Below are 14,050 nucleotides of genomic sequence, written 5' to 3' on the forward strand. Positions count from 1 at the left end.
TCAGACACCGTTCTCGTTCGCCGTCGTGGCCTGTGCGCCCCGAGGGGCCTCGGTACCGTAGCGGTGCTGGTACCAGGTGTTGGTGAAGTCGTCGACCACGGCGGTCTCCGCCCGTTTCTCCAGTCGCAGGGCGCGTTCCTGGTAGAGGCCGCGCAGGATCTCGCCCATCGCGATCGCCGCGCGCAGGTCGCGCGGGGTGTAGACATCGCCCTCGCTGCGCATCAGCCGCAGGTCGTGCACGCCGGGCCGGTGCGCGCCGGCGAGGGTGATGCCGAAGGGGACACGGATGGCGTGCCGCACACCGTTCGCCACGTGTCCCTGGTGGTGGTGCGAGGTCCACTCCGTCATGTCGGGCATGGACGGGGCGAAGAACCAGTCGCGTTCGGCGAGGCTCTCGTCGTCCGTGACGGCGGCGGCATGGGGCATGAAGTGCCAGCCGTTCCAGCGCATACGGGCCGCGATGGCGCGCACCACCTGAGGCACCTCGGCGGCCGCCCCCGCGTCGATGAGCCGGCGGCGAAAGCCCTCACCGGGTACGACGCAGCAGTAGTACTCGCCGGTCTTCCAGTGGCCGGGCTCGATGCTGCCCTCGGCCAGCAGCATGCTGAGCCGGAGGGTGTCGCGGGGGCCGCGGGACATGCTGACGTCGGACCCGGTGCCGGCCCCTGCGGCGCCGACGAGTTCGTGCAGCACTTCCTCGAAGCGGCTGCCGAACCCGGGCCGCGAGGGCCGTGGGTCGCCGTCGAGGAGCGGCTGCCAGTCCACTTCCAGCGCACCGCCGCGGACGGCGTCTGGCGCGGAGGGCACAAAGCCGGAGAGCGTGTCGAGGAACTCCTCCGGCACGTCGGCGCCGGTCACCGCGGTGGCGAAGAAGTGTTCCTTCTTGTTGATGGTCATCGACTGGACCGTGCGGTACACCACCGCTCCGGACTCCAGTTTCCGCGCCCTCAGTTCCCGGGCGAGATCCGCGAGTTCGAAAAGCCTGCCGATCGGCGAGGCGGAATCCGCGATGTCGGGAATGTCTCCGTCGTACGCGAGAACGCGACCCTCGAGGAATGCCGTGAGCCTGCTCGGAATGAGCTGCGTACCGCTGAACTCCTCGGTGCGGGAAGGGGTGCCGGAGGAAATCAGCGCCGACATGCAGACGACGAAGCAGGCGTCTGCCGCGCTCCACTCACCCAGGGGCGTTTCGGAAAGTACCTTCATCCGGCAACGGTCGGACTCCGGGCCCACGGACTTGCCGACGAGATTGCCCTCGCGGCCCAGGTTCGTGTAACAGGCATCCCCGATGTAGAGGCGTATCGGCCCGACGTGCCGGAACAGGAAGCGCAGCCGGGCCACGAGCTGTGCGGCGTGTTCTTCGCCCTGGCCCTGGAGCCAGAGGCGGCAGGACTCGATCTCCGCGGCCTCGCGTGCGGCGAGGCGGGCGCGTTCGGCTTCGAGCCCCTCCGGGGCCCCGTCGGGCCAGTCGATGAGGGCGATGACGCGCAGGCCCGGCTCGCCCGTCTCGCCGGGGCCCAGGATGCAGACCTTGCCGGCCTTGAGCTGGCCGAAGCGGTACCCGTCCGCGTGATCCTGGTCCGTGTGGTCTTGGTCCGCGGGGGCCGGGGCGACGGTGGCGCGGGCGGTTTCGGCCGCGTCGAGCAGATGGCGTTCGCCCGGTCTCAGCGCGCCGAGCGCCACCTCGGGCGCGAGCCGTTCGCCGATCGTGGCGAGATGTCTGACGGCGGGGCCGGCGGCCTTGTGCGCCACGGCTTCCGAGGCGACCGTCTCCAGGAGTTTGTCGAAGCCCTCGGTACGTAAAAGCCCCATTGCGCGTTTCCCCCGATGGAAGGCGTGCCTGTGAGGCATGCGAGCGAGGCGTTCTTCGGCGAACGCTCACATGCCCGTACGGAACGCGAATTGAAAAGCGTGAAGAGCCGTGCGAATACGGCCGATCGGCCACGCACTGCGATACCCCTGGCGGAAGGGAAGCGAACGCCGGTGGTCCTCCCCCTGCGATGCCGGAAAAGCCCCGTTGCGACTCCGGCGACAGCGGCCCGGACTTTCTCGGGAATCCGCTGTGCGAGCAGACCTTAACCTCGGCGACATCCGCGGGCAACCATCGCCGGCGGAGAAAGGGGTGCCTCATGCGCCCCAACTCGGCCCCGCCGGACGGCTCCTGAGTGGGAGAAACCCAGGTGAACCGGCGGTGACACCCCGGTCACGGGCCGCCAACCACCGCTGATGGAAATGTTTTCGAGTGTCCACCATGTGGTCGCATCGATCGCCCCTCCGGCCCGGCGCGCATCCGGCCGCCCACCGAAGTTGACATTGCCACGTCAGTCCGCAGCGGGACGTGCCATGGTGGTGAGCACCAACTCCCCTCCCCCACCAGCACTTCAGGGAGCCCCCCATGCTGCGCGGCATCGACGTGAGTGCGTACCAGTCCTCCTCCTACGGCACCGACGGCCTCTCCTTCGTCTTCGTCAAGGCGACCGAGGGGCGTTCCTACGTCAACCCGAAGCTGGCCGCCCAGACGAAGCGGGCGCGTGACGCCGGGCTGGTCGTCGGCTTCTACCACTTCCTGTGGCCCGGCAACCTGACGGCCCAGGCCGAGTACTTCGTCGGCAAGGCCCCGGACCGCCCGGGCGACATCCTCGCCGTCGACTGGGAGACGACCAGCAACGGAACACACGCGAGCAACGCGGAGAAGGACCTCTTCATCCGCAAGCTGAAGGACCTCCGGCCGGAGAACCAGGTGGTGCTCTACTGCAACCGGCACTTCTGGCTCACGGTCGACAAGACCTCCTACGCGGGCGACGGCCTCTGGATCGCCGACTACGTCTCCGCGGGCAAGCCCCGCATCAAGGCGAAGTGGCGCTTCCACCAGTACACGGACGACCCGCTGGACAAGAACGTGGCCGACTTCGAGAGCAAGGCCGCGTTGCGGAGATGGGCGGAGAGCGCCTGACCGAACGGAGGGCTCGACCGCCGGTGCGGTCGGGCTATTCCGGCTTGCCCACGGGTGCAAACGGGTCCTCCAACTCCCCGCGCAGCACCTCCGCCGCCGCCTCCGCGTCCCCGTCCTCCACCGCCCGGACGAGCGCCTCGTGGGCGTCGTCGGCGGTGTTCGGGTCGTGGGCGCGCAGGCCGGTCAGGGTGAGGAGTTCGATCAGGCCCTCGCGCAGGACGGGGGTGATCTCGGTGAAGAGGTCCGCGAGCACCGGGTTGCGGGCGGCGGCGACCACGGAGGCGTGGAAGGCGATGTCCGCGTCGACGAAGGCCGCGTCGTCGGCGGTGGAGGCGGCCCGGCGGCCCTCCAGCGCGGCGCGCAGTGCCGTGATGTCGTCGGGGGTGCGGCGGCGTGCGGCGAGCCGGGCGGCGTGGACCTCGACCGCCATACGGACCTCGTAGACATCGGTCACGGCGGCCCGGCGCAGTCGGGTGGGCCAGTCCTCGACCGGCTCGGTCGCGAGGACGAAGACGCCGGCGCCCTGGCGCGGCTGCACCAGCCCGGCTCCGGCCAGGGCGCGCAGCGCCTCGCGGACGGTGGAGCGGCCCACGCCCAGTTCCTTCGCGAGGGTCGTCTCGCCGGGGAGCTTGGTGCCGACCGGCCAGTGGCCGCCGGTGATCTGCTCGCGCAGCCGGGCGGCGGCCTGCTCTACCAGGGGGCTGGGGCGGACGGCGCCGAGCGGCATGTGTTTCACCAACTTGTCTGAGGAGTGGAAGGATTCTAGCGGGGATTCACTTGTCTGAGGAGCTGAGGAGTGGCTAGCGTACGGCGTATGACGTTCCGCGGTCTCCTTCTTCTCGGCTGCCGCGGCGGGGCCTGACGCGACCGGCACCCCGCCGCGGGGCGCCGTGCTGCCGGTCACCGTCCGACCGAGCCGAAGGCCACAGCCGACGATGACCACCACCCCCGCCCCGGCCTGGAACCCCCAGCGCCCGGGCCCCATGCCCTTCCACCGCTACCGCCCCTTCCAGGACCGCGTGCGCGTCCCCGCCGCCGGCCGCGACTGGCCCGCCGCCACGATCGAGCGCGCCCCCCTCTGGGTCCCCGTCGACCTGCGCGACGGCAACCAGGCCCTCGCCGAGCCGATGGACACACCCCGCAAGCGCCGCTTCTTCGATCTGCTGACCGGCATGGGCTTCAAGGAGATCGAGGTCGGCTACCCGTCCGCGAGCCGCGCCGACTTCGACTTCGTACGGCACCTGGCGACCGGCGACGCCGTACCGGACGATGTCACGCCCGTCGTGTTCACCCCGGCCCGCCGGGACCTGATCGACCGCACCTTCGAGGCGATCGAGGGGATGCCGAGAGCGGTCGTACACCTGTACATCGCGACCTCGCCGGTGTGGCGGGACGTCGTCCTGGGGCGGGACCGGGCGGAGGTGTGGCGGACCGTGCGGGAGGCCGCCGAGCACATGGCCCGACGGGCGGACCGGGCATCGTACGTCCGCTTCCAGTTCTCCCCGGAGACCTTCAACCTGACCGAGCCCGACTTCGTCCTGGAACTGTGCGACGGGCTGACCGAGCTGTGGGACGCGAGCCCGGACCGGCCGGTGACCCACAACCTCCCGGCGACCGTGGAGATCGCGACGCCGAACGTCTACGCCGACCAGATCGAGTACGTGCACCGCCATCTGTCCCGGCGCGACAGCGTGATCCTCTCCGTGCATCCGCACAACGACCGCGGCACCGGGGTCGCCTGCGCCGAACTGGCCGTCCTGGCCGGTGCCCAGCGCGTCGAGGGCTGCCTGTTCGGCAACGGGGAGCGCACCGGCAACGTCGATCTGGTGACCCTCGCGCTGAACCTGTACGCCCAGGGCGTCGACCCGATGATCGACTTCCGGGACATCGACACGGTGAGGGAGACAGTCGAGCACTGCAACCGGCTGCCCGTGCACCCGCGCCACCCGTACGCCGGGGACCTCGTCCACACCGCTTTCTCGGGCACCCACCAGGACGCGATCAGCAAGGGCCTGGCCCGGCACGCCGAGCGGGCGCGGGAGCTGGGCGTGCCGGAGCGGCGGGCGCCCTGGTCGGTCCCGTATCTGCCGGTCGACCCGGCCGACGTGGGCCGCTCCTACGAGGCGGTGATCCGGGTGAACTCGCAGTCGGGCAAGGGCGGCATGGCCTATCTGCTGCGCGCCCACCATGGCGTCGACCTGCCCGCGCGCATGCGGCCGGACTTCTCCCGGGCGGTGCAGCGGGCGACGGACGACAGCGGCCGGGAGATGGCGGCGAAGGAGCTGTACGAGCTGTTCCGGGCCACGTACGTCGTGGAGGACGGGGAGGTGGCGCTGGAGGCCTGGTCCGTGCACCCGGACGAGTCCGGCGGCGGCCATCGGTTCGTCTGCACGCTGCGAACCGGTGAGCGCACCGGCGACTACGAGGGCACCGGCAGCGGCCCGGTCTCCGCGTTCGTCGACGCGCTGGCCGGGGCGGGAGTCGACGTGGAGGTGCTCGACTTCCACGAGCAGGCCGGTGGCGACGGTGCGCATGCCTTCGCCCAGTGCCGGGTCCGCGGTACGACGTGCTGGGGCGCGGGCCGGGACTCCTCGGCCCTGGCCGCGTCCGTCCGGGCGGTGCTGTCCGCGGTGAACCGGGCCCTGCGATGACGGCGGTCGTCCTGCGTGCCCAGGACGTGGCCGTCGTGCGCGACGGGCGGCCGATCCTTCAGGAGGTGTCCCTCACGGTGCGGGCCGGTGAGCACTGGGCGTTGCTCGGGGCCAACGGGGCGGGCAAGTCCACTCTGCTCCGTCTGCTCGGCGCGCTCGTTCACCCCACCCGGGGCACCGTGGAGGTGCTGGGGCACCGGCTGGGCCGGGTCGATCTGCGGGAGTTGCGCGCGCACGTCGGGCATGTCGATCCGCGGCATCCGCTCGGCTCGCCGCTGCGGGTACGGGACGTCGTCCTGACCGGCCTGACCAACTCCGTGGAGCCGCTGCCCCGGTGGCGTCCGACGCCGGAGCAGGAGGAACGGGCGGAGCGGCTGATCCGGACGCTGGGGCTGGCGGAGCACCGTGAGGCGCGCTGGCCCACTCTCTCCCAGGGCCAGCGCGGCCGGACGCTGATCGCCCGGGCCCTGATGCCCGAGCCCCGGCTGCTGCTCCTGGACGAACCGGCCACCGGGCTGGACCTGCCCGGCCGGGAGCGGCTGATCGTGGCGCTGGCGGAGCTGCGCCGGGATCACCCCCGCCTGGCGACGGTCCTGGTCACCCACCACCTGGAGGAGCTGCCGCCGCACACCACGCACGCCCTGCTGCTGCGCGAGGGCCGTCCGCTGGCCGGGGGCCCGGTGGCTGAGGTGCTGACCGCGGACGGGCTCGGCAAGTGCTTCGACCTGCCGCTGGCCCTGGAACGGCACGACGGCCGCTGGAGCGTGCGCACGGCGCGCGGGGCATGACGAGGGCCCGGTCCGACCGAGGTCGGACCGGGCCCCTTCGTTCAGGAAGCGGAGCGCCCCCGGCAGCGGGCGACTACTTGTTCAGGTAGGCCCAGAACTCGTCGAAGCTGAGCTGCTTGTCGCCGTCGAGGTCGCGGGTCTTGATGACGACCTCGGCGACGGACTCGGTGACGTTCCAGTCACCCGACCGGGCCAGGGCGGTCTTGAACTCGGCAGCGGTGATGAATCCGTCGCCGTCCGTATCGATCCGCTCGAACTGCTTGCGTGCTTCCTCGATGTCCGCCACCGATCCGCCCCTACTCTCGTGCTCTCGTGTTCTCTGTCCTGCTGACGCAGGTCAGATTAACTGGCCGTGCGTGCTTCCAGCGCGGCGACCACCCAGGCGAACTCCTCGTCGTGGGTCGGCTGGGGGTCGAGGCCGCCCACGACGGCCTGAAGTTCGCGATAGCGGGCGACCCGGACGTTGGAGGCGGCCGTGAGGCGGTCGAGTACGGCGGACCGGTCGGTGTCGCCGAGCAGGTCCCTCAGGACGGCGTCGGCCTCCGGTGCCCCGGGGGCGATGCCGCGCCGCCGGGCGTCGGCCGCGAGCTGTACGAGCCGGCTGACGAACCACAGGGACGAACCGGCCGGGACGTCCGGCCCCCGGTCGGCCGCGTTGAACTCGACCATCTGCCGCATCTGGGCGCGGAAGCCGGGGTCCTGGATCAGCTCGGCGAGCTCCACCCAGGCGTCGACCTGCTCGGGCGTGGGGTCGTCGGGCAGCTCGGCGGCGGCGAGACGCAGCCTGCGGCGGATGTCCGGGTCGGCCGTGTCGATCCCCTCGAAGACCTCCGCCATGAAGTCCTCGACGATCTGCCGCCGTTCGGCCGCCGAGAGCCGTGCCAGTCTGTTCATGAGTGTCATCTCCTCCGCGCTGGAACCCCGCTTCGCCACCGTCGACAGCACCGCACGGGTCACCTTGAGCGAGCTGATCTGCGCGTCCAGCGCGACCACGTGCGCGGCGGCCACCCGCGCGACCGTCGTCTCGCCTGCCAGCACCCGGCGGACGTCCGCCAGGCCGAGGCCGAGTTCGCGCAGGGTGCGGATCAGCTCCAGGCGCGCCACGGACGCGGCGTCGTACAGCCGGTAGCCGCCCGCGGACCGGGCCACCGGGGGCAGGGCGCCCTCGTCCGACCAGTAGCGGATGGTGCGCACGGTCAGCCCGGTGACCCGGGCCAGGTCCCCGATGGTGAGAAGTCCGGTGGCTTCGTCGGTCATGTCTGGGAGTCTGGGCCCTCCAGTGGGTGGAGACTCAAGGAGCGCGTCGGTGGCGGACACTCTGCGGGACATTCTGGACGCGGCGGCCCGAGGGGTCTTCCCGCCGGCGGACGGCGGGACGACGATCGTGAACCAGCCCTCGCACCGGGACGCGGGGGTCCTCGCCTTCACGGCCCACTCGGTGGTCTTCACCGACGAGGATCCCGGGTGGATACGCCGGACGCTGGCCGGCACCGACTGCGACGGTCTCGCGGCCACGATGAACGCCCGTTTCCTGGCGGCACTCATGGACCGCACCGGGCGTACGTCCGACACCATCGACGTGCTGCTGACCGGCGCCGCGCTGCCCGGGGAGCCTCCGCTCGCGTTGACGGAGATCGACGATCCCGGCCATCCACGGGTGGTCTCCGCACGCCGCCGGCGTGACGACGTGCGGGTGTGGGCGGCGGACGGCGGGGTCCTCGTCCTCGGCCGTGGGGTGGCCGGGCGGTGGGAGGTCGCCGTCGAGGTGGCGGAGGAGGCGCGGCGGCGAGGGCTGGGGCGGCGGCTGGTGGAGGCGGCGCGGCACCTGGTCGGGGACGCCCCGGTGTGGGCCCAGGTGTCGGCGGGGAACGCCCGTAGTCTGCGGGCGTTCCAGGCGGCCGGCTACCGTCCCGTGGGCTCGGAGGCGCTGCTCAGTGCCAGGGCTCGTGGTGCGGATCGCTCTCGCACGTGATCACGAGGGCACGAGCAGGGCGTGCCGACTCCCTTCGGTGGAGGGCAGCCGGCGCTCACCGGAAGATGCCCGTGTGGCCGAGGGAGTAGCGGCCCGGCTGCGGGTAGACCGCGAGGCCGTGCGGGCCGCTGCCGACGGGGATGCGGGCGAGCTGGGCGCCGGTGCGGGTGTCGATGGCGTAGACCTCGGCGTCGTAGCGGCCGGAGAGCCACAGGACCTTGCCGTCGGCGGAGACGCCGCCCATGTCGGGGCTGCCGCCGTCGGGCAGGTCCCACTTCTTGGTGAGCTTGTTCCGGGTGAAGTCGAAGACGGAGACGGTGCCTTCGCCGCGGTTGGAGACGAACATCTCGCGGGAGTCGCGGCTGACGTAGAGGCCGTGGCAGCCCTTGCCGGTGGGCAGCAGGGTGGGCTCGGTGAACGTGTCGCCGTCGAGGACCCACATGCCGTGGGCCATCATGTCGGCGATGTAGAACCGCTTGCCGTCCGGCGAGACCTTCACGTCCTGCGGCATGGCGCCCTCGAACGGCAGCCGCTGCTGCCCCACGACCTTCATCTTCTCGGTGTCGACCTTGAGCAGTTCGCCGCTGAACTCGCAGGAGACGATGAAGTAGCGGCCGTCGAGGGAGAAGTCGGCGTGGTTGACGCCGTAGCAGGAGACCGGCACGGTCTTCTTGATCTCCATGGTGTGGGGGTCGCGGAAGACCAGCTCGCGGTCGAGGGAGGCCATCACGACGGCGTACTTGCCGTTGGGCGTGAAGTAGAGGTTGTACGGGTCGTGGACCTCGACCTCCTTGCCCGCCTTGCCGGTCTTCGGGTCGATCGGGGTGAGGGTGTGGCCGCGGTTGTTGTTGACCCAGAGCGTCTTCAGGTCCCAGGAGGGCACGACGTGCTGGGGCTGCCGGCCGACGGGGATCGTCTCGATGATCTCGTACGTCTTCGGGTCGATGACGGAGACGGTGTCGGACTCGGTGTTGGGGACGTAGACCCGGGACGGGAAGCCCTTGACCACGGGCGACAGCTTGTTGGGGCGGTCGGCCGCGTACACGTCCTTCGGGTCGAGGACGGGCGGCATGCCCGGCAGGCCCTGGACGGTCTTCTTCTCGTGCGGGGCGGGCACGGCGGCCTTGGTGGGGCGTGCCGGGGAGGTCCGCTCCTCGCCCGGGGTGCCGCAGGCGGCGAGGGCGAGGAGGGCGGCGCCCGCGACGAGGGTGCTCTTGAGGAAGTGGCGGTGCATTGGACCATTTAAGGGGCGCTTCACGGGGAAATCGGTGATTCGCCCGATCGACGTCCAGGTGAGTCGTCGCAGGTCACACCCCCGGTCGAGCCCCGGCCGCCACCGGCGGGCGACAAGCGGCCGTCAGCGCTCGACGACCCGCATCTCGAACCACGTCGTCTTCCCCCGGGGCAGCAGATCGACCCCCCAGCGGTCGGCCAGCTTGTCGACGAGGAAGAGACCCCGGCCGCTGACGTCCATCTCCTGGACCGGCATCAGACAGGGCAGCCCCCGGGAGGGGTCGCGGACCTCGACGCGGATCCAGCCGCGGCGCCGGTGCAGCCGCAGCCCGAAGACACGGGCACCGGTGTGGCGTACGGCGTTGCCGACCAGTTCGGAGACGAGTAAGACCGCTTCCTCGGTGATCTTGGGGGTGAGCCCCCAGTGGCGCAGGACCACGACCTGGGTGAGCCGTCTGGCGGTGGCCGCGGACTCGGGGCGGGACGGCAGTGGAACCTCTGCCTCCGTCGGATTGCCGTACAACTCCAGCGCCTTGAGCGCCCGTTCGTCCTCGACGGTCGGTGACCAGCGCGCCGCGGCCGCATGTGCGTGTCCCCGCGGCTGTTCCATACCCTCCAGCCCCGCCATGCCCCCCATCATGGCCGCCCGGCGCGCCCGACGGGGCCGTTCCCGGGGAATAGACCCCCCGGAACGGGCCCGGAACCGGCAGTCGGACGGCATATGCCCAAGGCACTTCGGAGCCTCTCACGCCCGGTGTGACCTGCGAGAACGGCTCGTTCCGGGGCAAGCGGCGAAGTTCACCGCCCGAACACGCTTAAGGTTGCCTTAAGGCTGACATAAACCGCCCCTTCGAGGGACCCGGATCAGACGCCTCGTCAATTGCAAGCCCCTGGAGGGGGGGTCAGAGGAACTTCGCCTTGCCCGGTCCCTCCTCCACGAAGCTGCGCATGCCCCGCTCACGGTCCTCGGTGGCGAACAGGCCCGCGAACCAGTTGCGTTCGATGGTCAGGCCCGTCTCGATGTCGGTCTCCAGGCCGGCGTCGATCGCCTCCTTGGCGGCACGCAGGGCGAGCGCCGGGCCCTGTGCCAGCTTGGCGGCCCAGGCGTGCGCCTGCGTGTACACCTCGTCGGCGGGCACGACCCGGTCCACCAGGCCGATCTCCCGCGCCTCGTCGGCCTTCACCATCCGGCCGGTGAAGATCAGGTCCTTGGCCTTGGAGGGGCCGACCAGCCGGGCCAGGCGCTGGGTGCCGCCCGCGCCGGGGATCAGGCCGAGCAGGATCTCGGGCTGGCCGAGCTTGGCGTTCTCGCCGGCGATGCGGTAGTCCGCGCAGAGCGCGAGTTCGCAGCCGCCGCCGAGCGCGTAACCCGTGACGGCCGCGACGACCGGCTTGGGGATACGGGCCACCGCCGTGAAGGAGTCCTGCAGGGCGCGGGAGCGCAGGACCATCGCGGCGTGGTCCATCGCCTGCATCTCCTTGATGTCCGCGCCGGCCGCGAACACCTTCTCGCCGCCGTAGACCACCACGGCCCGCACATCGTCGCGGCGCGTGGCCTCCTCGGCGAGTTCCTTCAGCCGGTCCTGGGTGGCGATGTCCAGCGCGTTCATGGGCGGGCGGTCCAGGCGCAGGGTGCCGACGCCTTCAGCGACTTCGAGAGAGACGGTCATGGGAGCAGGTTAACGGCGACTAACGGCGAGGGCCCCGGTGCTGTCCGTCACACCGGGGCCCTGCCGTCGAATCAGCGTCGGCTCATCGTGAGCCGGGCGCTACTTCTTCCACTTCTCCCACGACATGTTCCAGCCGTTGAGCCCGTTGTCCGGGGCGACGATCCGGTCCTCGGAGTTCTTGACGACGACCACGTCGCCGATCATCGAGTGGTTGAAGAACCAGGCGGCCGGCACCTTCTTGTCCCAGCCGCCGCGCACGTCGCGCAGGCCGATGCAGCCGTGGCTGGCGTTGTACTCGCCGAAGGCGCCGCCCGCCCAGTAGTTGCCGTGCAGGAAGGTGCCGGAGGTGGTGAGGCGGATGGCGTGCGGGACGTCCTTGATGTCGTACTCCCCGCCGTAGCCGACGGTCTCGCCGTTCATGCGGGTCACCGGGAGCATCTCGCTGACGACCATCTGGCCGTTCCAGGTCTCCATGCCGGGCTTGCCGGTGGTGACGGGGATGGTCTTGAACAGCTTGCCGTCGCGCATGACCTTCATCGTGAGCTTCTTGGCGTCCACGACGGAGACCTGGTTGCGGCCGATGGTGAAGTCGACCGTCTTGTCCTGCTCGCCGTAGACGCCGGAGCGTCCCTCGACGCCGTCGAGGTTCAGGTCGACGGTCACCTTGGTGCCGGTCTTCCAGTACTTCTCGGGGCGGAAGTCGAGACGGTCGTTGCCGAACCAGTGGCCCTCGACGTCCACGGCCGGCTCCGTCTTGATGCGGATGGCCTTCTCGACGTCCTCCGGGTTGGTGATGCCCCGGTCGAAGCGGATGGAGAACGGCATCCCGACGCCGACCTTCGAGCCGTCCTCGGGAGTGAAGGTGCCGGTGAAGGTGTTCTCGGGCGTCAGCGTGGTGAAGCCCGCGTCCTCGGCGGCCGTGCGGCCCTCGGAGTCCTTCGCGACCGCGTGGACCGTGTACTTGGTGGCGGCGGCCAGATGGCTGGACGGCGTCCAGGTGGCGCCGTCGCCGGATATCTCGCCGTCGACCTTCTTGCCCTTGGCGTCCTTGACCTCGACCTCGGTCAGTTTGCCCTTGGCGGCCGTGACCTTCAGCTTCCCGCTGGTGTCGACGGACTTCGTGCCGTCCTTGGGGGTGATGCTCACCACGGCCTCGGACTGCTTGCTCTGCGCGGTGTCCGAGCCCTTGCCCGCGCCGCCGCCCCCTGCGGCACCGGCTCCGCTCTCCCCGCCGCCACACGCCGTGACGGCGAGGAGCACCCCGCCGAGTATCAGCGCGAGCAGTCCGTGCCTGCCCCCAACCGACGCCCCCGATATCGGTCGCCCGTTCAAGTCGTACTCCCCTCCCCGGGCCTGGTCAGGCCCACAACCCCTGCGCGTCCCCCGCGCCCCGGCGCATAGTAACCACAAGGCGCCGGGCACCGGCGGCCCGCGATTGTCACTGTTCCGTCCCAACAGCGCGGGGTCGATCCGCCCCCTGTCGGACTACTTCACCGCACTGCCCGCTTTCCATGCGTCCCAGCTCATGTTCCAGCCTCCGAGGCCGTTGTCGGGAGAGACCTCTTTGTCCTTGCTGTTGACGACTTCGACGACGTCCCCGATCAGGCTGCGGTCGAAGAACCAGCCGGCCGGGGTGGCGGCGCCGCCACCCTTCACATCGCGCAGTCCGATGCAGCCGTGGCTGACGTTGCTCCGCCCGAAGACGGTGTGGTCCGCCCAGTAGTTGCCGTGCAGGAAGGTGCCGGAGTCGGTCAGGCGCATGGCGTGCGGGACGTCCGGGATGTCGTACTCGCCCTTGCCGTCGCGCTTCTTGAAGCCGACCGTGGCGCCGTTCATCCGGGTGACGTCGAGCATCTCGGTCACCACCATCTTCCCGTTGTACGTGGTCGTCTCGGGGGCGCCGGCCGTGACCGGCACGGTGGCGAGGGTCTCGCCGTCGCGCCGGACCTCCATGGTGTGCCGGGCGGCGTCGACCACGGAGACCTGGCCGCGGCCGACGGTGAAGGAGAACGTCTTGTGCTGCAGGCCGTAGACCCCGGGCGCGCCCTCGACGTCGCGCAGGCGCAGGTCGACGGTGACCTGGGTGCCGGGTTTCCAGTAGTCCTCGGGGCGGAAGTCGAGGCGGCTCCGGCCGAACCAGTGCGGGCGGATCTCGACGGCCGGGCGGGAGGTGACCCGCACCGCGCGTTCGACGACGGCGCGGTCGGCGATCTCCCGGTTGAACTCCAGGGAGACGATCATGCCGGTGCCGACCGTGGCGCGGTTCTCCGGGGCGACGTAGCCGATGAAGCGTTCCTCGGGGACGTACGTGGTGAAGGTGGTGTGCCGGGCCGAGCGGTGGCCGTCGCCGTCCACGGCCACCGCGTCGACCGTGTACTCGGCGGCGAGCCCCAGGCGCTTCTCGTCGGGCTCCCAGGTCAGGCCGTCGGCGGAGACCCGCCCGGGCACCGGGGACTCCTGCGCGTCCTGGGACCGGGTGACCTTCACCGACTCCAGCCTGCCGTCGGGCACGCGCACCCGCAGCGTCCTCCCGGGGCGTACGCCCCTGCTGCCGTCCTCGGGCGAGACCTTGATGACGTCCTCGGGCGCCGGGGGCGCGCCGAACGCCCCCGCGATCCCGCCCGCGTCGTCCGAGGTACAGCCCGTGGCCCCGGCCAGCAGCCCTGCCCATGTCACTACGGCGGCCAGCGCGGCCCTCGCGCGCCGCGCGCGCCCTTGTACGTGCCTCACGGGGTACCCAACGACCGGCCGCGTCCCCGGGAAACGACCATGCCCGCCCCCGG

13 protein-coding genes are annotated in these 14,050 nt (G+C 71.1%); 4 read left to right on the forward strand and 9 right to left on the reverse strand.

Annotation, left to right across the window (positions count from 1 at the left end):
- Entirely contained in the window at positions 1–1,812 is a 1,812-nt protein-coding gene (locus tag NNW99_RS10425; RefSeq protein ID WP_215118419.1) for a hypothetical protein, read from the reverse strand.
- 583 nt (positions 1,813–2,395) lie between these two features.
- Between NNW99_RS10425 and NNW99_RS10430 the strand changes: the two genes are divergently transcribed.
- Positions 2,396–2,953, forward strand: coding sequence for a glycoside hydrolase family 25 protein (locus tag NNW99_RS10430; RefSeq protein WP_215118420.1), 558 nt, complete (start codon positions 2,396–2,398; stop codon positions 2,951–2,953).
- A 34-nt stretch (positions 2,954–2,987) separates the two neighbouring features.
- Here NNW99_RS10430 and NNW99_RS10435 read toward each other — a convergent pair whose 3' ends face one another.
- Positions 2,988–3,680 carry a FadR/GntR family transcriptional regulator gene (locus NNW99_RS10435; RefSeq protein ID WP_215118421.1) on the reverse strand — a complete coding sequence of 231 codons (693 nt, stop codon included), beginning with the start codon at positions 3,678–3,680 and terminating at the stop codon, positions 2,988–2,990.
- Between the two features lie 208 nt (positions 3,681–3,888).
- Between NNW99_RS10435 and NNW99_RS10440 the strand changes: the two genes are divergently transcribed.
- Complete coding sequence (locus NNW99_RS10440) at positions 3,889–5,604, forward strand: 2-isopropylmalate synthase (RefSeq protein ID WP_215118422.1); 1,716 nt, start codon at positions 3,889–3,891, stop codon at positions 5,602–5,604.
- Positions 5,601–6,392: an ABC transporter ATP-binding protein gene (locus NNW99_RS10445; RefSeq protein WP_215118423.1), complete on the forward strand. Its 792-nt coding sequence runs from the start codon at positions 5,601–5,603 to the stop codon at positions 6,390–6,392. Before NNW99_RS10440 ends, NNW99_RS10445 begins: the two co-directional genes overlap by 4 nt.
- A gap of 73 nt (positions 6,393–6,465) precedes the next feature.
- On the opposite strand, the gene NNW99_RS10450 is transcribed toward NNW99_RS10445, so the two are convergent.
- Together NNW99_RS10450 and NNW99_RS10455 are read right to left on the reverse strand one after the other, a co-directional pair.
- Complete coding sequence (locus NNW99_RS10450; protein ID WP_189727755.1) at positions 6,466–6,678, reverse strand: EF-hand domain-containing protein; 213 nt, start codon at positions 6,676–6,678, stop codon at positions 6,466–6,468.
- 56 nt (positions 6,679–6,734) lie between these two features.
- Positions 6,735–7,649 (reverse strand): MerR family transcriptional regulator, encoded by a 915-nt coding sequence (locus tag NNW99_RS10455; RefSeq protein ID WP_215118424.1) that lies wholly within the window; start codon positions 7,647–7,649, stop codon positions 6,735–6,737.
- A 49-nt stretch (positions 7,650–7,698) separates the two neighbouring features.
- Between NNW99_RS10455 and NNW99_RS10460 the strand changes: the two genes are divergently transcribed.
- Positions 7,699–8,364 (forward strand): GNAT family N-acetyltransferase, encoded by a 666-nt coding sequence (locus tag NNW99_RS10460; protein ID WP_251057753.1) that lies wholly within the window; start codon positions 7,699–7,701, stop codon positions 8,362–8,364.
- 55 nt (positions 8,365–8,419) lie between these two features.
- Here NNW99_RS10460 and NNW99_RS10465 read toward each other — a convergent pair whose 3' ends face one another.
- The 5 genes from NNW99_RS10465 to NNW99_RS10485 form a co-directional block, all read right to left on the reverse strand.
- Positions 8,420–9,598, reverse strand: a complete 1,179-nt coding sequence (locus NNW99_RS10465; RefSeq protein WP_215118426.1) for a YncE family protein — start codon at positions 9,596–9,598, stop codon at positions 8,420–8,422.
- A 123-nt stretch (positions 9,599–9,721) separates the two neighbouring features.
- Positions 9,722–10,225, reverse strand: a complete 504-nt coding sequence (locus NNW99_RS10470; RefSeq protein ID WP_215118427.1) for an ATP-binding protein — start codon at positions 10,223–10,225, stop codon at positions 9,722–9,724.
- A 274-nt stretch (positions 10,226–10,499) separates the two neighbouring features.
- Positions 10,500–11,267, reverse strand: coding sequence for an enoyl-CoA hydratase/isomerase family protein (locus tag NNW99_RS10475; protein ID WP_215118428.1), 768 nt, complete (start codon positions 11,265–11,267; stop codon positions 10,500–10,502).
- A 99-nt stretch (positions 11,268–11,366) separates the two neighbouring features.
- Positions 11,367–12,599 carry an Ig-like domain-containing protein gene (locus NNW99_RS10480; RefSeq protein WP_215118429.1) on the reverse strand — a complete coding sequence of 411 codons (1,233 nt, stop codon included), beginning with the start codon at positions 12,597–12,599 and terminating at the stop codon, positions 11,367–11,369.
- Between the two features lie 153 nt (positions 12,600–12,752).
- The gene (locus NNW99_RS10485; protein WP_215118430.1) at positions 12,753–13,997 is read right to left on the reverse strand and encodes an Ig-like domain-containing protein; all 1,245 of its coding nucleotides are present in this window, start codon (positions 13,995–13,997) and stop codon (positions 12,753–12,755) included.
- Positions 13,998–14,050 lie beyond the last annotated feature (53 nt).

The sequence above is a fragment of the Streptomyces sp. CRCS-T-1 genome (assembly GCF_024442335.1).
In the GTDB taxonomy this organism is placed as follows: Bacteria; Actinomycetota; Actinomycetes; order Streptomycetales; family Streptomycetaceae; genus Streptomyces; species Streptomyces koelreuteriae.

Excerpts from the sequence above, each read along its gene's own strand:
- NNW99_RS10430 (WP_215118420.1), top strand. The coding sequence starts at position 2,396 with ATGCTGCGCGGCATCGACGTGAGTGCGTACCAGTCCTCCTCCTACGGC.
- NNW99_RS10470 (WP_215118427.1), bottom strand. The coding sequence starts at position 10,225 with ATGGCGGGGCTGGAGGGTATGGAACAGCCGCGGGGACACGCACATGCG.
- NNW99_RS10445 (WP_215118423.1), top strand. The coding sequence starts at position 5,601 with ATGACGGCGGTCGTCCTGCGTGCCCAGGACGTGGCCGTCGTGCGCGAC.
- NNW99_RS10455 (WP_215118424.1), bottom strand. The coding sequence starts at position 7,649 with ATGACCGACGAAGCCACCGGACTTCTCACCATCGGGGACCTGGCCCGG.
- NNW99_RS10435 (WP_215118421.1), bottom strand. The coding sequence starts at position 3,680 with ATGCCGCTCGGCGCCGTCCGCCCCAGCCCCCTGGTAGAGCAGGCCGCC.
- NNW99_RS10425 (WP_215118419.1), bottom strand. The coding sequence starts at position 1,812 with ATGGGGCTTTTACGTACCGAGGGCTTCGACAAACTCCTGGAGACGGTC.
- NNW99_RS10465 (WP_215118426.1), bottom strand. The coding sequence starts at position 9,598 with ATGCACCGCCACTTCCTCAAGAGCACCCTCGTCGCGGGCGCCGCCCTC.
- NNW99_RS10440 (WP_215118422.1), top strand. The coding sequence starts at position 3,889 with ATGACCACCACCCCCGCCCCGGCCTGGAACCCCCAGCGCCCGGGCCCC.
- NNW99_RS10475 (WP_215118428.1), bottom strand. The coding sequence starts at position 11,267 with ATGACCGTCTCTCTCGAAGTCGCTGAAGGCGTCGGCACCCTGCGCCTG.